This is a genomic window from Acidovorax sp. Root568, from assembly GCF_001427445.1.
GTDB lineage: Bacteria > Pseudomonadota > Gammaproteobacteria > Burkholderiales > Burkholderiaceae_C > Acidovorax > Acidovorax delafieldii.
Map to the genome: position 1 here is coordinate 315,036 of NZ_LMGP01000015.1, position 20,823 is coordinate 335,858.

Annotated in this window: 23 protein-coding genes; 1 reads left to right on the forward strand and 22 read right to left on the reverse strand. The window is 64.2% G+C overall.

Annotated features, from left to right (window positions below):
• Positions 1–43: 43 nt before the first annotated feature.
• The 10 genes from hutU to ASD75_RS13295 form a co-directional block, all read right to left on the reverse strand.
• A complete protein-coding gene (gene hutU / locus ASD75_RS13250) occupies positions 44–1,768 on the reverse strand; it encodes a urocanate hydratase (RefSeq protein ID WP_056746312.1) in 1,725 nt (574 codons plus the stop codon).
• A gap of 40 nt (positions 1,769–1,808) precedes the next feature.
• A complete protein-coding gene (gene hutH / locus ASD75_RS13255) occupies positions 1,809–3,347 on the reverse strand; it encodes a histidine ammonia-lyase (RefSeq protein ID WP_056746314.1) in 1,539 nt (512 codons plus the stop codon).
• 63 nt (positions 3,348–3,410) lie between these two features.
• A complete protein-coding gene (hutC, locus tag ASD75_RS13260) occupies positions 3,411–4,223 on the reverse strand; it encodes a histidine utilization repressor (protein WP_056746316.1) in 813 nt (270 codons plus the stop codon).
• A 30-nt stretch (positions 4,224–4,253) separates the two neighbouring features.
• On the reverse strand, positions 4,254–5,033 hold the full coding sequence (locus tag ASD75_RS13265) for an ABC transporter ATP-binding protein (RefSeq protein WP_056746319.1): 780 nt from the start codon (positions 5,031–5,033) through the stop codon (positions 4,254–4,256).
• Complete coding sequence (locus ASD75_RS13270; RefSeq protein ID WP_056746321.1) at positions 5,030–5,890, reverse strand: ABC transporter permease; 861 nt, start codon at positions 5,888–5,890, stop codon at positions 5,030–5,032. Before ASD75_RS13270 ends, ASD75_RS13265 begins: the two co-directional genes overlap by 4 nt.
• A 22-nt stretch (positions 5,891–5,912) precedes the next feature.
• Positions 5,913–6,878: an ABC transporter substrate-binding protein gene (locus ASD75_RS13275; protein WP_056746704.1), complete on the reverse strand. Its 966-nt coding sequence runs from the start codon at positions 6,876–6,878 to the stop codon at positions 5,913–5,915.
• Positions 6,879–7,284: 406 nt separating this feature from the next.
• Entirely contained in the window at positions 7,285–8,667 is a 1,383-nt protein-coding gene (locus ASD75_RS13280) for a cell wall metabolism sensor histidine kinase WalK (protein WP_056746323.1), read from the reverse strand.
• Positions 8,664–9,350 (reverse strand): response regulator transcription factor, encoded by a 687-nt coding sequence (locus ASD75_RS13285; protein WP_056063622.1) that lies wholly within the window; start codon positions 9,348–9,350, stop codon positions 8,664–8,666. The genes ASD75_RS13280 and ASD75_RS13285 overlap by 4 nt, the downstream gene beginning before the upstream one ends.
• A gap of 17 nt (positions 9,351–9,367) precedes the next feature.
• Positions 9,368–9,694, reverse strand: a complete 327-nt coding sequence (locus ASD75_RS13290; RefSeq protein WP_056065068.1) for a hypothetical protein — start codon at positions 9,692–9,694, stop codon at positions 9,368–9,370.
• Positions 9,695–9,711: 17 nt separating this feature from the next.
• Positions 9,712–10,179 (reverse strand): Spy/CpxP family protein refolding chaperone, encoded by a 468-nt coding sequence (locus ASD75_RS13295; protein WP_056746325.1) that lies wholly within the window; start codon positions 10,177–10,179, stop codon positions 9,712–9,714.
• Between the two features lie 1,094 nt (positions 10,180–11,273).
• On the opposite strand from ASD75_RS13295, the gene ASD75_RS13300 reads away from it, so the two are divergent.
• The gene (locus ASD75_RS13300; RefSeq protein WP_200947595.1) at positions 11,274–12,101 is read left to right on the forward strand and encodes a hypothetical protein; all 828 of its coding nucleotides are present in this window, start codon (positions 11,274–11,276) and stop codon (positions 12,099–12,101) included.
• A gap of 133 nt (positions 12,102–12,234) precedes the next feature.
• Here ASD75_RS13300 and ASD75_RS23360 read toward each other — a convergent pair whose 3' ends face one another.
• From ASD75_RS23360 to ASD75_RS13350, 12 genes are all read right to left on the reverse strand, one after another.
• Positions 12,235–13,095, reverse strand: a complete 861-nt coding sequence (locus ASD75_RS23360; protein WP_235511621.1) for a reverse transcriptase family protein — start codon at positions 13,093–13,095, stop codon at positions 12,235–12,237.
• Positions 13,076–13,399, reverse strand: a complete 324-nt coding sequence (locus tag ASD75_RS13305) for a helix-turn-helix transcriptional regulator (RefSeq protein ID WP_369817485.1) — start codon at positions 13,397–13,399, stop codon at positions 13,076–13,078. The genes ASD75_RS23360 and ASD75_RS13305 overlap by 20 nt, the downstream gene beginning before the upstream one ends.
• 25 nt (positions 13,400–13,424) lie before the next feature.
• Positions 13,425–13,571, reverse strand: coding sequence for a hypothetical protein (locus ASD75_RS23920; RefSeq protein ID WP_200947596.1), 147 nt, complete (start codon positions 13,569–13,571; stop codon positions 13,425–13,427).
• 369 nt (positions 13,572–13,940) lie between these two features.
• Entirely contained in the window at positions 13,941–14,681 is a 741-nt protein-coding gene (locus tag ASD75_RS13310) for a hypothetical protein (protein ID WP_056746327.1), read from the reverse strand.
• Between the two features lie 24 nt (positions 14,682–14,705).
• Positions 14,706–15,110, reverse strand: coding sequence for a hypothetical protein (locus ASD75_RS13315; protein WP_162251091.1), 405 nt, complete (start codon positions 15,108–15,110; stop codon positions 14,706–14,708).
• Positions 15,111–15,118: 8 nt separating this feature from the next.
• Entirely contained in the window at positions 15,119–15,472 is a 354-nt protein-coding gene (locus tag ASD75_RS13320; RefSeq protein WP_056746331.1) for a hypothetical protein, read from the reverse strand.
• 9 nt (positions 15,473–15,481) lie between these two features.
• Positions 15,482–18,295 carry a hypothetical protein gene (locus ASD75_RS13325; protein WP_056746333.1) on the reverse strand — a complete coding sequence of 938 codons (2,814 nt, stop codon included), beginning with the start codon at positions 18,293–18,295 and terminating at the stop codon, positions 15,482–15,484.
• Between the two features lie 14 nt (positions 18,296–18,309).
• On the reverse strand, positions 18,310–19,029 hold the full coding sequence (locus ASD75_RS13330) for a toprim domain-containing protein (RefSeq protein WP_056746334.1): 720 nt from the start codon (positions 19,027–19,029) through the stop codon (positions 18,310–18,312).
• Positions 19,026–19,556 (reverse strand): hypothetical protein, encoded by a 531-nt coding sequence (locus ASD75_RS13335; protein ID WP_056746336.1) that lies wholly within the window; start codon positions 19,554–19,556, stop codon positions 19,026–19,028. Before ASD75_RS13335 ends, ASD75_RS13330 begins: the two co-directional genes overlap by 4 nt.
• Before the next feature lie 2 nt (positions 19,557–19,558).
• Positions 19,559–19,783 carry a hypothetical protein gene (locus tag ASD75_RS13340; protein ID WP_056746709.1) on the reverse strand — a complete coding sequence of 75 codons (225 nt, stop codon included), beginning with the start codon at positions 19,781–19,783 and terminating at the stop codon, positions 19,559–19,561.
• Between the two features lie 310 nt (positions 19,784–20,093).
• The gene (locus ASD75_RS23365) at positions 20,094–20,417 is read right to left on the reverse strand and encodes an ogr/Delta-like zinc finger family protein (RefSeq protein ID WP_082565016.1); all 324 of its coding nucleotides are present in this window, start codon (positions 20,415–20,417) and stop codon (positions 20,094–20,096) included.
• Entirely contained in the window at positions 20,414–20,677 is a 264-nt protein-coding gene (locus ASD75_RS13350; protein WP_055398388.1) for an AlpA family transcriptional regulator, read from the reverse strand. The genes ASD75_RS23365 and ASD75_RS13350 overlap by 4 nt, the downstream gene beginning before the upstream one ends.
• Between the last annotated feature and the right edge of the window lie 146 nt (positions 20,678–20,823).

The following is a 20,823-nucleotide window of genomic DNA, read 5'->3' on the forward strand; positions in this document are numbered from 1 at the left end:
AGTTCCCTTTTTTCACATTCCTGTCATTCCCTACCTCGCACCTTCACTTCACCATGGGCAGCTTCAGGCCCTGCTTCTTGGCCGTCTCCACCGCCAGTTCGTAGCCCGCATCGGCATGGCGCATCACGCCGCTGCCGCAGTCGTTGACCAGCACATTGGCAAGGCGCTGGGCCGCGGCTTCAGTGCCGTCGGCCACGATGACCATGCCCGAGTGCTGGGAGTAACCCATGCCCACGCCCCCGCCGTGGTGCAGGCTGACCCAGGTGGCGCCACCCGAGGTGTTGAGCAGCGCGTTGAGCAGCGGCCAGTCGCTCACGGCGTCGGTGCCGTCCTTCATGCCTTCGGTCTCGCGGTTGGGGCTGGCCACGCTGCCGGTGTCCAGGTGGTCGCGGCCGATCACGATGGGGGCCTTGAGCTCACCGTTCTTCACCATCTCATTGAAGGCCAGGCCCGCAATGTGGCGCTCGCCCAGGCCCAGCCAGCAGATGCGCGCGGGCAGCCCCTGGAAGGCGATGCGCTCACCCGCCATGTCGAGCCAGCGGTGCACGTGCTTGTTCTCGGGGAACAGCTCCTTGATCTTGGCGTCGGTCTTGCGGATGTCTTCCGGGTCACCCGACAGGGCCACCCAGCGGAACGGGCCCTTGCCTTCGCAGAACAGGGGGCGGATATAGGCGGGCACAAAGCCGGGGAAGTCGAACGCGTTCTTCACGCCTTCGTCAAACGCCACCTGGCGAATGTTGTTGCCGTAGTCCACCACCGGGATGCCCATGTGCTGGAAGTCGAGCATGGCCTGCACATGCACGGCGCAGGACTTGGCAGCGGCCTTCTTCAGCACCTCGTGCTGTGTCACGTCCTGCTGCGCGGCACGCCACTGGGCCACCGTCCAACCTGCGGGCAAGTAGCCGTTGACGAGGTCGTGGGCCGAGGTTTGGTCTGTCACCAGGTCGGGCTTGAGGCCGCCGGCCTTGGCACGGCGCACCAGCTCGGGCAGGATTTCTGCGGCGTTGCCCAGCAGGGCGATCGACACCGCCTCCTTGGCCGCCGTGTGCTGCTGGATCAGCTCGAACGCGTGGTCAATGTCGCGCGCCTGCTTGTCCACGTAGCGTGTGCGCAGGCGGAAGTCGATGCTGCTTTGCTGGCATTCGATGTTAAGCGACACCGCGCCCGCAAAGGTAGCGGCCAGCGGCTGCGCGCCGCCCATGCCGCCCAGGCCAGCGGTCAAGATCCAGCGCCCTTCGAGCGAGCCGCCAAAGTGCTTGCGTCCCGCCTCGGCAAAGGTCTCGTACGTGCCTTGCACGATGCCTTGCGTGCCGATGTAGATCCAGCTGCCGGCGGTCATCTGGCCGTACATGAACAGGCCCTTCTGGTCCAGCTCGCTGAAGTGTTCCCAGTTGGCCCACTTGGGCACCAGGTTGCTGTTGGCCAGCAGCACGCGGGGCGCGTTGGCATGGGTCTTGAACACGCCCACGGGCTTGCCGGACTGAATGAGCAGGGTCTCGTCGTCGTTCAGGTCCTTGAGCGAGGCGAGGATCTGGTCAAAACACTCCCAGTTGCGCGCGGCACGGCCAATGCCGCCGTACACCACCAGGTCCTGGGGGCGCTCGGCCACCTCGGGGTCGAGGTTGTTTTGGATCATGCGATAGGCCGCTTCGGTGAGCCAGCTCTTGCAAGTAAGCTGGCTGCCGCGCGGCGCGCGGATCACGCGGCTGGCGTCGTGGCGGGGGTCGGTGTTGGAGGCGGCGGCGATGATGGCGTCGTTGGCGTTCATGGTGGGCTCCTGTGAATCAATGGGGTATGCGTAGAGAAAATCAGGCGAAGCTGGGCAGGCATTGCGTGAGTGCTGCAGGCCAGGCGGACTGCTGGGCCCATGCGCGCATGGCTTCGATGTCGGGGGCGAGGTAGCGGTCCTGCTCCAGGTAGGCCACGCGCTCGCGGATGGCGGCGAATTGCGCTTCGATCAGCGGAGAGGATTTCAGGGTGCGGTCGAATTCCATGCCTTGCGCAGCGGCCATGGCCTCGATGCCGACCATCACCGCCGCATTGCGCACCATGTCGCCCAGGCGGCGCGCGCCGTAGGTGGCCATGGAGACATGGTCCTCCTGGTTAGCCGATGTGGGCAGGCTGGTCACGCTGCTGGGGTTGGCCAGGCACTGGTTCTCGGCCGCCAATGCGGCGGCGGTGACCTGGGCGATCATGAAGCCCGAGTTCACGCCGCTGTCGAGGATCAGGAAGGCGGGCAGACCCGAGAGGCCCGGGTCCAGCAGCAGCGACAGGCGGCGTTCAGAAATCGCACCGATCTCGGCCACGGCCAGCGCAATGATGTCGGCCACAAAAGCCACGGGCTCGGCGTGGAAGTTGCCGCCGGAAATCACGTCCCCGTTGTCGAACACCAGGGGGTTGTCGGAAGCCGCATTGGCCTCAATGGTCAGCACGCGCGCGGCGTGGTGCAGGTTGTCCAGGCAAGCGCCCATCACCTGCGGCACGCAGCGGATGGAGTACGGGTCTTGCACGCGGCCGCAGTTCGGGTGCGAAGGGTCGATGGCGCTGCCGTCGAGCAGCGCACGCACGGCAGCGGCCACGGCGATCTGCCCGGCCTGGCCACGTGCCTCGTGAATGCGTGCATCAAAGGGTTTGACCGAACCCTTGATGGCTTCGAGCGACAGGCAGCCCGCAACCAGCGCGGCGGCAAAGACGCTCTCGGCGCCAAACAGCCCGGCCAGTGCAAGTGCGGTGGACACCTGCGTGCCGTTGAGCAGCGCCAGCCCTTCCTTGGGGCCCAGCACAAACGGCTGCAAACCGATGGAGCGCATGGCCTCTGCCCCCGGCACCACCTTGCCGTCCACCTTGGCCTGGCCTTCACCAATCAGCACACAAGCCATGTGCGCCAGCGGCGCCAGGTCGCCCGACGCGCCCACCGAGCCCTTGGCCGGAATCACCGGCAGCACGTTGGCGTTGGCCAGGGCCAGCAACGCATCCACCAGCTCGGGGCGCACGCCCGAGTGGCCGCGCGCCAGACTCACGGCCTTGGTGGCCAGGATGAGGCGCACCACGTCGTCGGGCAGCGCATCGCCCGTGCCCACGCTGTGCGACAGCACCAGATTGCGCTGCAGCTCGGCCAGGCGCTCGTGCGCAATCTTGGTGCTGGCGAGCTTGCCAAAGCCGGTGTTGATGCCATAGACGACCTGGTCTTCATCGACGATGCGCTGCACCGTGGCCAGGGACTTCTGCAAACCCGCGCGGGCCGACGCATCGAGCACCAGTTGCACAGGGCCCGCGTGGATGCGGCGCAGCTCGGCCAGCGTGACGCGGCCGGGGTGCAGGGTGAGGGATGAAGCGTTGTGTGTCATGGCGTTGATCCTGTATATACAAGTAGGTACAAGCGAAAAAATCTGTGCTTTTGGCGAAAACTTTCAACCGGCGACGGGATTGCCGTCGGCGCGGAAGCGGCTGCCCAAACGGTAGCGGGTGGCAGGGTGCAAACACCGCACCACGGTGATCGGCACGCCGCGCGACCAGGTGCGGCGGGTGAGCAGCAGGCAGGGCTCCTGCGGAGACATCTCCAGCAGCGCGGCCTGCTCGGCGGTGGGCATGACGGCATCGACCACATGCTCGATCTGGTCGAAGGGCACGTTGCGCACCAGGTATTCGGAGGGTTGCAGCAGTGTGAAGTCCTGCGCGACGAACTGGGGCACCTGGCGCGGGTTCACGTGGCGGTCTTCCAGTTGTACGGGCAGGCCGTCCTCGCGGTGGATGCACAGCGAGTGAAACACCGACTCGCCCGTGCGCAGGTCCAGCGCGGCGGCCACTTCCAGCGTGGCGGAGGTGCGTTCCACCGTGAGCACGTCACAGCGGTAGTCGTGCCCGCGCTGACGGATTTCGCTGGCCAAATTGGCAATCTGCAACAACGTGGACTGGGGCTTGTCCTCGGCCACAAAACTACCCACGCCCGCCACGCGCACGATGCGGCCCTGCTCCACCAGTTCGCGCAGCGCGCGGTTCACCGTCATGCGCGAGATGCCGAACTGGGTGACCAGCTCGTTCTCGGATGGCAGGCGGTCGCCCGCACGCCAGATGCCTTCCTGGATCTTGCGCGAGATGTGGTCCTTGACCTGCTCGTACAGCGCCATGGCTTGCGCGGGTGCAGCCACGGCGACCAGCGCCTTGGCGGGCGTGGCGCTGCGCGGGGCAGTGGCTGCGGTGCGGCGGGAAGGACGGGCGCTCATGTGTGGATGCGGGGCTGGTGCGGGTTCAGATCAGTGCAGGTCCGCCGCCATGGATTCAGCGCGGATCTCTTCGGTGAGGCGCGCCTTGAGGTCCATGAACTCGGGGCTCGTTTTGATCGTGTAGTGGCGCGGGCGCGGCAAGTCCACCGCCAGCTCGGTCTTGATGCGGCCGGGCCGGGCGCTGAACACGGCGACGCGGTTGGCCATGAAGATGGCTTCGTCGATGTCGTGGGTGACGAAGAGCACGGTCTTGCGCTCGGCCTCCCAGATGCCCAGCAGCAGCTCTTGCATGAGCACGCGGGTCTGGTTGTCGAGCGCGCCGAAGGGCTCATCCATCAGCAGAATCTTGGGGTCGTTGGCCAATGCGCGCGCAATGGCGGTGCGCTGCTGCATGCCGCCCGACAGCTGCTTGGGAAAGTGCTGCTCAAAGCCGCGCAGGCCGACCTTGGCGATGAAGTACGCGGCGCGTTCCTTTTGCTGTGCCTCGGGCATACCGCGTTCGCGCAGGCCAAAGCGGATGTTCTGCTCGATGGTGAGCCAGGGGAACAACGTGTAGCTCTGGAATACCATGCCGCGGTCGGCGCCGGGGCCTTCGACGGGCACCCCATCCAGCAGCACGCGGCCGCTGGTGGCGTGGTCCAGCCCCGCCACGATGCGCAGCAGCGTGGACTTGCCGCAGCCCGAGGGGCCCAGGATGGTCACGAAGTCGTTGTCCTTCACCTCGAAATCGACCGGCTGCAGCGCCTGCGTGCGCTGGCCTTTGGCAGTCTCGAAGACACGCGAGACGGCTTGGATGGATACGCTGCTCATCGCACAAAACTCCAGGCAAACAGACGGTGGTTGAGCGCCTTGAAGGCGAAGTCGGACACCAGCCCGATGAGGCCGATGATGATGATGCCGAAGATGATCTGCCCGGTGTTGAGCAGCGACTGGCTGTCGGTAATCATGTGGCCGATACCGCTGGACGAGCCGATCAGCTCGGCCACGATCACATAGGTCCAGGCCCAGCCCAGCACCAGGCGCAGGGTCTCGGCGATCTCGGGCGCAGCGCCAGGGATGAGCACGCGCGTGACGATGCCCTTGTGGCCCGCGCCCAGGGTGTAAGCAGCTTCCACCAGGTCACGCCGCGCACCACCCACGGTGACGGCCACCATCAGGGTGATCTGGAAGACCGAACCGATGAAGATGACCAGGATCTTCTGCGCCTCGCCAATCCCAGCCCACAGGATCAACAGCGGGATGAAGGCAGACGCAGGCAGGTAGCGGCAAAACGAGACGAAGGGCTCAAAGAACGCCTCGATGCCCTTGTACGCGCCCATCGCAATGCCCAGCGGCACGGCAATGATGGCGGCCAGGATGAAGCCACCGACCACACGCCAGATGGTCATGCCGATGTCTTTGATGAAGCCGTACTCGGTGAACAACAGCCAGCCTTCCTTCACCATGGTGACGGGGCTGGCCAGGAAGGTGGGCGACACGAAGCCGCCCAATGTGAAGAACGCCCACACCGCCACGAAAAGGGCGAAAAAGGCCAGCCCCAGCATCCAGCGGGATCGGCTGCTCACAGGCTCCAGCGGGGCCAGCGAGCGCCGGCGCGCGGGGGCATGTGGTCCGGCTTTTTGCTCGGGTTTTGGCTCGGTAACGGACAGGGGTTGCACGGCGGACATGGAGCGCTCTTCTTCCGTCTATTTACTTGATGAAGCTCGCGTCGAAGGTGACGGCCAGGTCTTCAGGCGCCTTGCGGATGATGCCGGCCTCCAGCAGGATGGCCGTGGCGTCCTTCATGAACGTGGTCAGCTCGCCCGCGAAGAACTTCTGGTTGGCGGCCTTGTCCTGCCAGCGCAGGAAGGACGACGACTTGGCGAACTGCTCGCCCGTCTGCTTGACCGCAGCGCCCATGGTCTCGTTGGACTTGGTCGGGTCGGCCTTGATCATGTCCAGCGCCTGGAAGTACGAATTGGCCAGTGCCTGTGCGGCCTTGCCGTTGGCCTTGAGCCAGGTGGGGTCGCAGCCCACGGTGTCCATCACCATGGGGTAGTCGAGCGTGGTGGCCAAAATCTTGCCGGCCGCAGGGTTGTCGCGCACGGTAGACAGATAGGGCTCGTACGTCATGGCGGCATCGTTTTGCCCGGCCACGAAGGCCTGCGCGGCCGCTTGGGGCGACAGCGTGGTGGTCTTCACGTCCTTGAGGCTCATGCCGTTCTTGCTCAGCATCCAGGCCAGGCCGAAGTACGGGGCGGTGCCGGGCGCATCCACACCGATGGTCTTGCCCTTGAGGTCGGCAAAGCCCTTGATGTCGCCGCGCACCGCAATGCCGTCGGCGCCGTAGGACTTGTCCATCTGGAAGATCTGCACGATCGGCACGCCGTTGGCGTTCCAGGCGACGTGCGTCTCGACCGTGGTGGCGGCGCACTGGATGGACTTGGAGGCCAGGGCCAGGTGGCGGTCCTTCTGCGGAATCATCTTGATCTCCACATCCAGGCCGTTCTTCTTGAAGATGCCAGCCTTGTCGGCCAGCGTGAGCGGTGCAAAACCTGTCCAGCCGGACATGCCCAGCACAATCTTGGTGTCCTGCGCCTGGGCCGGTGCGGCCAGGGCCATCATGCATGCTGCTGCCGCTGCCAGCGACGTCCATTTCACAACCGATCGAGTCATCATCTGCTCCTGTTTGAAGAAAGTACCTTGGCCCTGCCCACCGGAACGCACCTGCGTACCGGAAGCCATGATGACAGTTTCAGCATACCTGTATATACAGGGTAAACACTGAAAAATCCGACTCATGCGAGGGGGTGTCGATCTTCAGCAAGAACGGGGCCAGGGAGGATGGTGTGTTCTCTGGTGGTCCCAGACACCAGAAACAACTCCTGATTTGATAGCTATCAAGGCAATAAACACCTGCGCCACAGCGCAAAAAAGCCATCAATTTGCGTTGAGAAGCCGGACATGGCCGCTGGCAGGTCCACTTCCCCATTGCACCAGGCCTGTGCGCTGGCCTGGCCGCGTCGGTGCGACGCCACCTGCCAGCGCAGAGGCCAACCTGTCTATGCCACCGGCTCGCGACCTATTCCACCACCGGCAAACGCACGGTGACCGACAGGCCAGGCTCTGCATTGCGCATGTGCAATTGCCCGTCGTGCGCCTGCGCCACCAGCCGGCACAGGTATAAACCCAGTCCGACGCCGCCGGTGGCACGTTGGCGTGCGGTGTCCGGGCGGTAGAACGCCTGGGCCAGGTGTGGCAGGTGCTCGGGGGGCACACCGCGCCCATGGTCACGCACCTCCAGTTCCAGCACCCTCCCCTCATCCGCCAGCCGCAAATGCAGCTCAGGGGGGAAGGCACCAGACTCACTGTGGCGCAAGCTGTTGTCCAGCAGGTTGCGCAGCAAAAGCCGCAGGCGGGATCGGTCCAGCCGCACCGAGGGCAAGTCCGGCGCCACTTGAAAGGCAATGTTGGCGGCCCCGGCATGGCGGGAACACAGGTCGGCCACCACTTCGCGCGCCAGCTCGGTGACATCGGTGGGCTCGCGGTGCAGCGCCGCATGGCGGCCCGCCAGGCGCTCGCTTTCCAGCAGGTCGGTGATGAGGCCCGCCATTTCACCCAGGTCGCGCATGAGCGCCAGGCGCTGTGGTTGCACATCGGTCGTTTCGGGCAGCAGCTCCGTGTTCAGGCGGGCCCGCGTGAGCGGGCTGCGCAGCTCATGGCTCATCGCCAACAACAGTGCACGCTTGGCCTCCAGCATCTGGTGGATGTCATCCCCCATGGTGTTGATGGTCTCGGCCAGCTGGCCCAGCTCGTCCGGCCGGTGGGCATGCCGCACCGGTATGGGCTGGGCAAAGTTGCCGTTGCCAAAGCGCTGCGCGCCCTGGCGGATGTCGTCCAGCGGACGCAACAGATGCCGCACATATACATAGGCCAGCGCCGTGAGCAGCAGCAGCACGGTCAGCGTGCCCCACGCAATGCGCGGGCGCTTGTCCCAGGACAGCGCGTTCAGGCCGAACTCGATATGGTGCCCATCTGCCGTCGTGCGGCGCAGCAGGCTGTGCCCGTTCTCGTCCCCGGTCCAGCGATCTTCCTGGCGGACCTTGTCGCTCACCCAGTCGGGGTTCTGCTGGTCGGGGTGCGATGCCCAGTGGATCTGCGGCCCGTCGATGCGCAAAGTCAGTGGCAGGCGATTGGCAATCGCCTGCGCGCGCTCAATGCTCGGCGGGCTGCCAATCTCGGCGGCAAGGCGGTCCACATAGTCCATCAGCAGCGGCCGCGCAGCCTCGCGCCAGCCTACGGACACGGCCTTTTGCACCCCGCCCATGAACGTGACCGCCACAGTCACGGCCAGTGCCATGAACACCAGCACCAGCCGAATGCGCAGCGAATGCCCTACCGCGTGGCGCGCCCGGCGGTGCCAGGGGCAGTTCGGGTCGTGAATGGGAGAACAAATCTGCTTCATGGGGCAGCGCGGCGCAAAGCCAGGGAGTAGCCCACGTTGCGCAATGTCTTGATGCAGTCCAGCGGCTCCAGCTTTTTGCGCAACCGGCTCACTACGATGTCCACCGCGCGGGTGTACAGCTCGGCCTCATGACCACGCAGCTGGTTCAGGATGTCGTCGCGGCTGAAGACCTTGCCGGGCTCGCGCGCCAGCAGGTGCAACAGGTCGAACTCCGTGCCGGTCAGCTCCACAACCACACCATGGCGCTGCACACTGCGGCGCGCTGCGTCGATGGACAGGCCCTCGAACTCCAGCGCGCCCACGGCAACGCCTTGCCCCGGCGCCCTGCGCCGGCGCAACACCGTCTGCAGGCGCGCCACCAGTTCACGTGGCTCAAAGGGCTTGGGCAGATAGTCGTCAGCCCCCAGCTCCAGCCCCACCACCCGGTCCATCACCTCGCCGCGCGCGGTCAGCATCACGATGGGCAGGTCGCCCTGCTTGCGGATGGTGCGGCACAGCTCAAACCCGTCCATCTCGGGCAGCATCACGTCGAGGATGGCAGCGTCAAACCCGCCGGCCGTCAGCTGTGCCAAGCCGTCGCTGGGCCGAAGTGCATGAACGAGTTCCAGTTCAAAACGCTGGAAGTAAGTGGCCAGGGGAGCGCCCAACTGCGCGTCGTCGTCAATCAACAATATGCGGTGCATGAGCAATTCTCACACCGTCAGGCGCGCTCCCCAAGGGCGGTATCGACAGAAGCGCCAGCCGCACACAATGCGCGGTGTCGCACGATGAGTCGCCGCAAACGGCCCTGCGCACCGGCATGGAGCGCATCAAAATGGTCGGCAGCCGCCAGCAGGGCAGGCAGCGTGTGGGCCGCCACCGAGGGCTGGCGAGCGACCAGGCCCATCGCATGCTCGCGGTCAAAGCGCGGCCCCCAGACCAGCGACATCAGCTCATCGTGAGGCTCCGGCATGCCCGACAGCAGCGCGGGCCCGTGCACACGAACGCCCTGGGCGAGGCGGTGGATAGGTTCCAGCGTGGGTGACATGCAATGCTCCCCGCCCATCACCCGCGGGCCATCCAGCCCTTGCGACGCTGCATCAGCTCGCGCACTTTTTGCTGCTGGTCAGGGTTCAGGCTGTCATAGAAGTCGGCCATCGCATTGACCACCGCGGGACTGTGGGCCTGCACCGCACGCGTCTTGTCTTCGAGCAGGGACTGCGCCCGCACCCGATCAAACTTGTCGCCCGCCACAATGGCCTGCACCTCGGCTCGGGGGTCTGCCGTCTTGCCGACGAACGCTGCGCGCTGGGCTTCCAGTTGATCGGCCAAGGCATTGAGCTTGGTCTTTTGTACCTCGTTCAGATCCAGCTTGCTGCTCACCCGGTCCACCATCTTGCCGCGCACTTCCGCCATCTTTTCCGCAGTCATCGGGCCGCGCTGGTGGTGCCCGCTGGAGCAGGCCGTCAGCCCACCCACCGCGATGGACGCACCAAAAATGCCCATCAGCGTTTTCTTGATCCAGGGTTTCATGATGCTGTCCTTTCAAAGACGGTATGGAACATGACCCTGATGGTGCGCGCAGCGGCTTGGAACGTGGTCTCGAGCCAGTTTCGGTTTATTTCATTTTGTTTCTTGGGCTGTGTTGGCGAAGCACGTTGACAGGTGGTTGACTGCGCGAACGGCAGCGTGTTAGCCGATTTTTTCAGGGGTTTACAACGCGAAGCCGGGGATATACAGCCACTGCGGATTGCCATTGAGGGACATGGTTCAAAGACGTCACGCCTCAGAGCCAGGAGGTGCATCGAATAGTTCGGTAAGGGCGAACGGAAGCAACTATCCTTGCGCAGCAGTACAAAATCAGTGGGAAAAGAAAAACCCCCAACCGTTACCAGTTGGGGGTTTATGTTTGGGCTGGCGGCTACTGAATGAAGCCCGCAAACCCGCATAGATGCTAGGTTTCCGCAATTCAGTTTTTTCACTGTACCCCCGCTTGTACCCCCACCCCAGTTTGGCTACCGACCAAACAGCGCTGGCGGCAGGATAGCGCGCAGTGCGCGGCCACAGAAAAAACACTTGCTCGCGCTTGGACGGTCGGCAAACCCCTCAAAGCCTACAAACCCCACCAATCGGCCCCGGGGTGAAGGTTGCAAATTCGGGTCTCTGGCGTTTTCACTTGCTCGCGCTTCGACGGTCAGTAAACCCGCCAAAGCCTACAAACCCCACCAATTTGCCCTGCCTGCAAGTCTGCGAGTTGCCCGCTGCTCTTTTCACAAGCGCGCGTTTCGTCGGAAAAAAACCCCTCAAAACCCACCAAACCCTACCAATCCACGTCAGCCGCAAGGCACTCAAAACAAAGTCTCTGGAAACCTCCCACCTGAGCGGAGAACTCTCATTGGCAATGGCTGGTGTCACCCGACCTAAAGATGAAAGGCGGCTTGCGCGCCCGGGCACTTCCATATTCGTACGATGGCGATGGGGGTAAGAGCTGCTATCCGCTAGCCAGTTTGGCCGAGGCGCGCGGTGCTGGTCGCAACGCACCCAGACGTGCATGCGTTGATGGCATGGCCGCATTCGGCCACACTGCGAGGCGTTAACTGGAAACAGACTGAGACCATGACCACACGATGACTGTCTACCGCTACCGCCAATATCACGCAGCCTTGAAGGCCGTAGCTTTCACCGGCAAACACATGCCCTATGAATGGGGGAACTTGCCGCCGAAGCTTCCGTTCACGTGGGCAGCCTATGCTGAGATGTTCCAAGAGTTCTCTAGTGAGCTGGCAAACGTAGTCAACGGCTTGACGCGCTACACGCATCAACTTAAGGCTTGGCGAGACGTCGTGGACTCCCTCGACGATGACGGCAAGATCGATGTCGCAGTTGATTTCATCGAACCACTCGGCACTCTCGCATTGAACCTGCCGTACGTTATCCGCTCGCGGTTCATTTTCGCTGCCGCTCACCTTTGCCACCAAGCTGGGAGGACCAAAGTTAAGGGCTGGAAGGACGACCTACCACTGGACGATGAAATCTACTTCCTGCAGGCGGACAAGGCCGGCAAGGCGTGGAAGCAATACGGGAAGTTCAAGCTTAGGTTGGAGCGGGTAGGTGACAAGACCTATCAAGCGGGGACTCACGATTTCCGCAACCGCTACAACCATCGCTTCTCGCCCCGTATTGTCATAGGCCAGACCGGCTTAGTTACCCGCCGCGTCAATCCCGCATCGAAGGTGGTGAGCTATGGCTTTGGTGGCATAGGGCCGTTGACATTGCCCCTTGTTGTCGAATTGCTTGAGCAGCAGTGCAAGTATTGCTATGCCGCGTTCGAAGCATTCCAGAAGCTGGTGCAGGAGCACGAAACAGCCATAACGCCTGCAGTGGCCGCCGAGTTGTCTGCGATGGATTCCGCCATCAAGGAGCGACAAAGCTCAATAAGCCGCAAGCGTCAGTGAGCACTTGATAGTGGTCACTTAGGCCGGTCGCACGGTGACCAACAAAAAAGCTCGAAACAGCCGCAGCCGCTTCGCGCTGATCCGTCTTCTTAGTTTTTTAGCCAGCTCAAGGGACACACTGGCAATACCGGACTCACCCAAGTATTTGCTTAGCTTCCTGGAGTCGCCCACGCAATGCTCGCTGAATACGAGGCTTTTCAAGATTGGGCGCTGCCGCTAGCTCCTGCCGCACCTCGTGAATTTTTTTATGGCGCACGTTTGGCAGCCGGAGCTGATCCCCTGCAATTACGGCCCCAGTCACAGGCTTGGCTGCTGTTGCAGAAAATGTTTTTGATTTTGCCTGTTTTGTCTTTAGACCATATTGATGAACTATTTTCCGGACTTCACCCAAAAGCGTCTTGGATGCAGCCTCTCCGGAAATAGTAATGTCATCAACGTAAGCTGTCATATTGCAACCTTGACTGGTTGCCAAGCTTGAAATGCTGTCAAACATTTGCCGCGCCGCGAAGAAAGCAATACGCCCGCTCACAGCACTACCAGTCGGCAGGTGAGCCTGCCGATAACAACAGATATCAGCCAGCCGCCCTGCTACATCCTCGGCACACTGAAAATCTTCAACGAACATCCTATACACCATTGCCCTAGTGGTGCTTGGATAGAACTTGTGAATATCAGTCTTTATCAACGGTATTTCACCAACATGCTGCCGTGCATTGTCCGCATATGAGCGACCACGTTGAGAAAAAAGGTAATCAGGCAGCTCAATGCGTGCAAGCAAATCACCGATCCGCTTATGTAGCTTCTCAAGCTTACCGATGGGCTGTTGAATTTCGCGCCCTTTATCATTCAGCCAAACCCGAAAAAGATTTGCTTCCAAAAGGGAAGGAACACTATCCCATTCGATTCCTATTATTGCCTTAAATTGCCCTTTACCCCTAATTCGATACAAAGCAGATTGATCGATTAAATAGCGTTTACGCCGGAGTCTTGACATTATCTCGCTCCTCAAGCCACTCCAAAAGTCGAAGTATCTTGTCGGCCGCTACCACCCGCAATTTTGCCCCAGGCCTCATGCCGGAATCGATCTGCTCGGAGAAAAGCAGGATTGAGGAGACCGGCATTTTAAATATTTCTGAGTATTTGCTCAACAAATCAAGCGTAGGCTCTTTACCATCCCCCTTCTCCAATTCACTCAGATAAGAATTAGAGATTCCAAGGCGCTTTGCGAGTTCGATTTGAGAGAGCTGGTGATAGGTTCTCAGCAACCTTAGTGCTCTATGTAGCATGATTATTCCCATGTTGAAAAAAGGGGGAGCCGAAGAGTTACAGGAACTTGCTGATAATTCGTGCCAGGATATCAACCAAGCGCAAGGCCAAAATGGCCGTCTTGATCGTTTCCGGACGAACCCAGCGAGAACGCTGCTTCTTCAACTCCCGCCGTTTGTGGGTATCGTGAATGTCCTTGTTCATGGACAGTTCTCCTTGGCTGCACCAATCAACAAATGCGAAATGCATTTGCCGTGGCTGTCGTCCGCAACCGAGCAGAGCAAACGGCGGTATCCCCATAATCTCTCAACAGCCCATCCGGGAGTCGTCCCGGATGGGCTCGCACCGCTCGGCATCGTGGAGCTACGTGGGCGGCCCCATGGTGCGCGGGTGGCGCGAATGCACAGGGTCTTACGACCCCACAGGACGCTTACACGTCCCAAGTAAAACGACAGTTATCTCTGTTAACCCGGCGCCAGTATAGATGAAAGCCGGACAACAGTGCAAACAAATTTCGCTGTCAGCGAATTTTTTCTGACAAAACTGATGATTGCCCCCTTCGGGCCACACGCCCTACAGCACCACCTCCCCACCCCGCCGCACCTTGTGAATCTGCGCAGGCGTCAGCACATCCTGCGCCGTCAGCGCCCCCAGGTCGAACACCCCCAACGCCTCCACCTGCGGCCGCGCGTTGTACTCGGGCAGCCCTTCGGCCATCGCCTTCAAACCATCGAGGATGAACGCCCACCGCGCCGCCACCATTTCCTCGCGCAGGGCTGCAGAGCTGGGCGGGCGCCCCATTGAATCCTCATGCACGCTGGTGTTGCAAGGTGCATGCGCCGCCAGCGCCATGGCCCTGGCCACAGCCTCCCCGGCCTCCTGCAGCACCTTGTAGCCCTCGGCCCGCGCGTGCGCCGTGTAGGCCCGCTCATACGCGGCCGCATAGGTATGCGCTTGCCTGCTGGCCTCGGCCGCGAGCGCCTGCAGTTCCTTGGCTCCCTTGGCCTGGGCCACCCGCATCACCTCGGCCATGGCCTGCGCATCGTTCTTGCGGTTGAGTGCACTGCGCGTGGCTGCATCGCTGGTCTCATACCCACCACTTGCGAACGCCGCATGGAACGCATCCGAAGCCGCATCGGCTTCCTCTTCTGCCGCCTTGATCTTGCGGCCCAGCAGCTCCTGCGCGGCCTTGGCCTGGGCGAACCTGGGGCCTGCATCGTTGTCGTAGGCCGTGCGTGCGCGGGCCAGCTCGGCCAGGGCTTCGTGCAGCGCAGCCTGGGCGCTGCGGGCGTGGTGTTGAACATCGAACGTCATGAATCACTCCTTGGTGGACTGGGGTTAAAAAAACACGCGGGAAGAAAGGGTTGAAGGCGGCGCGGCCACAGGCTGTGGCGGTTCCTCGGGTGCGAGCCACTGCCCTGCCCCGCAACCCTCCAGATGCCTGCGCGCCACCTGCTGCGCGGCCGGGGTCAGCTTCGGCATCAGGGAACGCACGGCCTCGCGCAGGGCCTGCAGATCGCCCTGCCCGACCTCCAGCGCTTGAACACGCGCCTGCAGCGCGGCCGCAGTGCGCGTGGCCTTGTCGAGCTGGACCGCAAGGCGCTGCACCTGGGCCACGCTCTCGCGTTCCTGCGCGGTGGCGGGCACCACAGCGCGCAGCGCCTGCAGCTCGCGCTGGCGCTTGAGCCGGTGCTTGCGCTGCCGCTCTGCATCCGTCATGGGGGTTGGCTTGTCGGTGTGCATGGCCATGCTCAGTACGGCAGGGCGCAGAACCGATGGCAGCGCTGCAGCACGTCCTTGTGCGGCGTGTACCACTCGGGAACGCCCGGCAGACGGCCCTGCGCGGCCATGGCGCAGTTGCCCTTGCGCTGCAGGTGGTAGCAGTCGCGGCAGCGGTGGCGGTCGTCCTCCAGCACATCCACGGCTGCGGCCGACAGCAGCGCCAGCAACCCGGGCTTGTGCTGCCGGATCAGTTCGCTGGTGGCTTCATCGAGCCACACGGCGGGCCACACCTGCAGCGAGCCCTCGGCCGTGGCCGACAGGTGCAGGCCCTTGTGGCGCAGCCGTTCCAGCAGCGCAGCGGCGGCGGTCTTGGTGTCGCTCATGCCGCCCCCTCAGAACGTGGCCACGTCGTCGGCCGCAGGCATAGCCTCGGCCGCAAGGTTCCGGCTTGCCGACTGGTGCACCGCCCAGTGCAGCAACCCTGCACGGTGCCCGATGCGCACGAACCTTTTGCCGTCCACGATGCGCCCCTGCATGCGCTCGATCCAGCGCCCCAGCATGCGCGAATTGATCTTGCCCGCCTGCCCTGCAATGTCATCCATGGCCATGGCCAGCAGCGCATCGGTATCGCTGCGCCGGATGGCGCCGCCCACCGTGGTCTGGTCCGGCCCAAACGCTGCAAACCATGCCTCCACCAGCGCGCGCAGCTTGGTGGTTTCCGGGTCTTGCTCGAAGGCGCGGGCGGCCGCTTCCATGGGGTCGGCCAGCATTGGCAGGCCCTGTGCTTCGGGCGTTCCTGCCAGGGTGGCCACCTGCTGCGCCAGCCAGCAGATGGGCTGCCTCACCAGATCGTCCCAATGCTCGAAGCTGGCCGTGCGGCCCTTGGCCATCTTGGGGCGCCCTGCGGTGATGTAGGCCCGCACGATGGTCAGCGCAGCCACCACGTAGGCCAGCCGGTCGGTCTGCACCATCTGCGCTGGGTCGAACGAGAAGTCCCGCGTGTACGGTGTCTCGCTCTGCGCATCGATGCGGGCTGTCAGCACCCTTCGGCAGGTGTCCGAAGTCATGCGCAGGTTGTTGCCCGTGGCAATGAACAAGGCCCGGTTGGGCAAGGTGATGGTTTCGCTGCTGCCCAACACCCGGTCGGCAAACGTGGGGGCGGTCAGGAAGGCATCGAGCGATGCAGAGCCCAAGGGCTCGCGCACGTTGTCCCAAAGGACTACGCGCTGGCCTTCGCGCAGCACCGCAAACAGGCGCTTTCTGGTTTCTTCGTCGGTGTCGGCCGGGGGAAGAATCGAAGGCTCAGAGCCCATGGCCAGGATGCCGATGCAGCGAGCCAGCAAGGTCTTGCCGCTCCCGGCCGCAGGCGCATCAAAGCCCACGCCGGGCGCAGTCGGAAGGCTGGCCCGCAGCGCTGCCGATAGCAGGCCGTGCAGCGCCACGCCGTTGGCCACGGCATCCACCAGCGGGAACAGGGCCAGCGGTGCCCACAAGAAGCGCAGCGCGGCCAGGGCGTCCTGCACGGTCGGTTTGACCGGCACGCGCGGCGGGTTCGGGTGTTCGCAGTAGAACAGCAGGCCGGAGTTTTCATCGTGGCCAGGGCGGTCCAGGATGCTGCCGTCGATGCGCAGGGTGGGCGCGGTCACCACGGCCACCAGCTTCTTGAATCCTCGCTCGCCATGCTTGGCCAGGATGGCGCGGGCCACGCTCAGGGGCGCATCTTCCGGGCCTTCCTCGGGTGCTTCCTCGCCATCGGCCTTGCGGCGGTGGCGCATCGAATAGAACTCGCACACCCGGCCCATATGGTCGGTGAGCCAGTCAGGCGTGACAGGCCGGGCCTTGCCGTCGCTCACATAGGCCACAGCGCCCTCGCCGTAGTCGAACAGCTCGCCGCGGTCCTGCAGTACCGCCAGGACCGCATCGGTCGTGGCCACGCGCATGCCGCGCCCCACCTGAATGCGGGCGCTCTGGCGCAGCAGTTCAAAGCGCATGCCGCCGTGGCGGTGGGTGAACAGGTAGGGGCGCTGCCCGCTCTTGAGGTTGACAACCGCCACGCGGGTGTCGGTGTCCGGGTCCAGCGGGTCGGCAAACTGGGCGTTGTGCCAGCGCTCGGGGCGGTCAAGGATTTCACCCACGGAGACGGGCTTGCCCTGCTCTGCCATCAGAACGAAGTCGCCCATCAATACCCGCTGGGCGCTGGCGCGCTGCAGCACGTCGCGGGCCTTGTCCACGGGGATGCCCCGGCGCTTGGCCAGGGCGGGGGCATTGGTCGCCACCCAGCGCTCGCGCTGGGCTGCGCACTGGCCTGCCAATTGAACCCGCGCGGCCTTCTTGAGCGCCTGGGCCTGCTTGTGGGTGTCGGCATCGTGCGGGATCAGCGCGAGGTCGAACAGGGCCAGCGGGTCGCCAAAGATGCGGGGCGCGGCATGCGGCCGCTGCAGGCTCTTGCCCAGCAGCGGCGGCGCGCAGAAGTCCAGCCGCTCAGGCTGCCACACGCTGGCGTCGATCAGGGTGCGTTCCAGCGCCTGCCCGGCGCGGCCTACGTCGAACCAGCCATGGCCTGCAGCCCAGAGCAATTGCACCAGAGCGCGCCCGGCCTCGGGGATGCGCGAGGCGTCGCGCACGGGGATATACAAACGATGCCGGGTCATCGCAGACAGCTCGCGGCCATCTGCCGTGCACACGCCTGCCGAACAGCTCGGGCGCCAGAGCATGGGCGCATCGGCCAGCGCCGGGCAGGCTTCTATCAGGCGCTGGCGGAACACATCCGCAGACAGCTCGCCATCGGGTGCGCCGTCATGGTCGAGCATCAGCACGCCGGGGCCGACTGGGTAGGCGAAGTGCCTGCGGGTGCGCGATATGGCGCCGGGTGTTTCTGCCACTTCGCGCTCGGGCACGATGGGCAACGGCTTGCCCACGCTGCCATCGCACACGCCCCAGCTCGTGGCCTGGGCGGGGTCCAAACCTTCGAGCACATCGGCCAGTTCCTGCAGGCCGTGCGCAACCGTTCGCACCGCGCTGCCGCGCATCATGTTGGCGGCGCTTTCCTTGTGCAGCGTGCCATCGGGGGCCAGGGTCAGAACCTTGGTCAATCGGTCGGGGACCGTGGCGGTGAAGACGGTGAACTGCAGGGCGCCAGCGGGTGGCGCGGATGGGGTGTTTTTTGCAGCGCCCGTGCTTGGTGCGCTGGCCTTCTTTGTAGCCATGGGGGGATCGTTTTCTAAAGCCGGGTGGCGGTGAATTGGGGGACGGTGTGGTCGCCTTCGGCGTGGGCCATGTCGGCCACCATCGGGAAGACCTGCAGGCCGCAGGCGGTGGCCTTGCGCGCCAGCTCGGCCGCGCTGCGCCATTGGCCGGGGTCGCGGGTGTCCACGAACACATGCAGGTGCCGCAGGCCACGGGGCCAGCGGGCATGCGCGAGCAGCGCCGCATCGGGCACGGCCCACACCGGCATGCGTGCGGCCTGGGCGATGCGCAGCGCGGTGGCGATGCCCACGGCCATGCCCATCACGCGGCTGGCGCCGTCTGCAGGGGCCAGCCGGGCACACGCGCCCAGCGCCGGGCCTGCCTTGCCGGTCAGCTTGATGGGCGCGGGCACGGGTGCCAGCGATCCATCGGCCGCAAGGTAGATGCGCTGCAGCGCCACCGCGTGAGGAACTGGTGCGCCCTGCAAGCCGCGCGGGTAGGTGTCCACCTCGAACAGCGATAACAGCGCGGGGAACTGGCCCAGGCACACCGGCTTGCGGTCGGCCTGCATGTGCCAGTAGTCGAGCGCAGGATGCAGGCGCAAGGCTTGTGGCCACGCTCCCAGCGCAACACCACTCCGGGCGAGGTAGCGGCTGGCCGCATCGTCGGCCGACACCGGCCGCGCTTCGGCCCACAGGCTGGCGATGCGCGCCCGGTTCACTTCGTAGGCGTGCCTTGCGCCTGCTGCGCTCATGCTGGCTGGCCTTCCTGCACCAGCACGGCGTGCAGTGCGTCGAGCATGTCGTCCATGGCAGCGGTGCGTTCGGCCATGGCATCGGCCAGCAGGCGCAGCGCGGCCGCAAGGTTCTCGCCGGTAAGGGTGTCGGCCGCGCACGGCGCCATGTCGGCAACGGCCTCGAACGCAAGCTGGGCTTGGCACATGTGGGTGTGCTGGTCGCTCGCGTCCATGGCCAGATGGCGGGCGCGGTCGCTGGTGTCGCGGCCGCCGGTGGCCGTGCGTACTGCATCGAGCCGCACGCCGATGGCGTCCAGGCGCTGCTCCATGACGTCGCTATGCAGGTGCAGCAGCTCGCCCAGGCCGTCCATGTTGACGGTGGCGTGTGGATTGGTGACGCCTGCGGCCAGCGATGCAACGGCATGGCAGGCGCGCAGCACGGTGCGCAGGGATTCGGTGAAGTCCTGGGCTTCGAGCACCAGTTGCGGCAGGCAAAGCTCCGCCTGCACTGCCTCGCGGGCAGCGTTGTGGGTGGTCGTGTGCATGGTTACCCCTCCAGGCTCAAAGCCACGTCCAGGCCGCGCAGTGCGGCCAGGGCCTGCATCACCTTGCGGCGTGCGCGGGCGGCGTCCACGTGCGGCTGGCACAGGTGGTGCAGCGCAGTGCCCAGCGCGTTGTGCGCGGTGGCGTGCAGTTGGATGGGGTCGGGGGTGCCCAGTTCGGGCGAGGGTGTGCACGCGGCAGGTGCGCGTGCGGGGATGCGGTCAGCCATGATGGCCTCCAAGAGGTGCGGTTTGCAAAAACCACCGACCCCCACGCCAATGGAGGGCGGCAGCTCGAACAGGTTGGCGTACCGGGCACCTCTTGCGAGAACCGGCGAGCCTTGCGGCTCCCTGTCCGAGCCGCCAAAAACTGGAGGCACGAACGAACAAGCCGCAGGTACTCTGCGGGAGAGTCTGCGGCTTGCGTCGCAGAGGTGCACCGGGACGCCAATCCCGATCACGCCTTTTTTTGACGTGACGCGGCAGTGTAGCCCGGCTCGCATGTGCCGCGCAATGTTTTGTGCAACGAGGTGGCAGCGATCAGAGGGGAGCAGCACGTCTGGCCTCCTTAATTTTTGCCGCGACGCGCACACCCGGCGCGCCGCCTGGCTGCGCAATCGAGGGCTGCTCGGTTACCGCGCGGCGCGTGTTTTCGCTGATGGGCAGGTACACCAGCGGGTCAGGCTTGGCCGATGGCGACAGCGTGCGGACGGCCTCGGCATGTACGACGAAGGTGTGGCCGCATTCAGCGTCAGTGCACTGATAAATCATCTCGCGCAGGATCGCGGACGATTGGGCGCTGTGCCGGATGGTCGAAGGCGCCTGACAGTGCGGGCAGCGGTAGAACATCGAGGTGGCTCTCATGCGGCCCCCTGTGTCTGAACTGCAGGCCGTGCCGCGATCCATGCATCCACCTGGGTTTCGCGCCACGCCACGCAGGTGCCGTGCAGTTGCACGGCGCTGGGGAAGTCTCCGGCCTTGACCTTGGCATAGATGGTGCTGCGGCCCAGGCCGGTCATAAAGCACACATCGTCAATACGTAGCAAGCGCTCGCGGTACGGGCGCACATCGGACGGGCCGGGACCGGCTTGGATGGGTGTGGTTTGCGTGGCTGTTCTTTGCATGTCCCTATGGTCTTGTGTGGACTGCTGAAAGCCAAGAAACCTATGCTGTGGCTGCGCTCCCCACAGTTAGTGGTGGAGAAAGTGGCCGCGAAAACGACGGGCGCGCCGTGGTCGCGCACTCAGCGCAATGCAGTCAAATGAGCTTC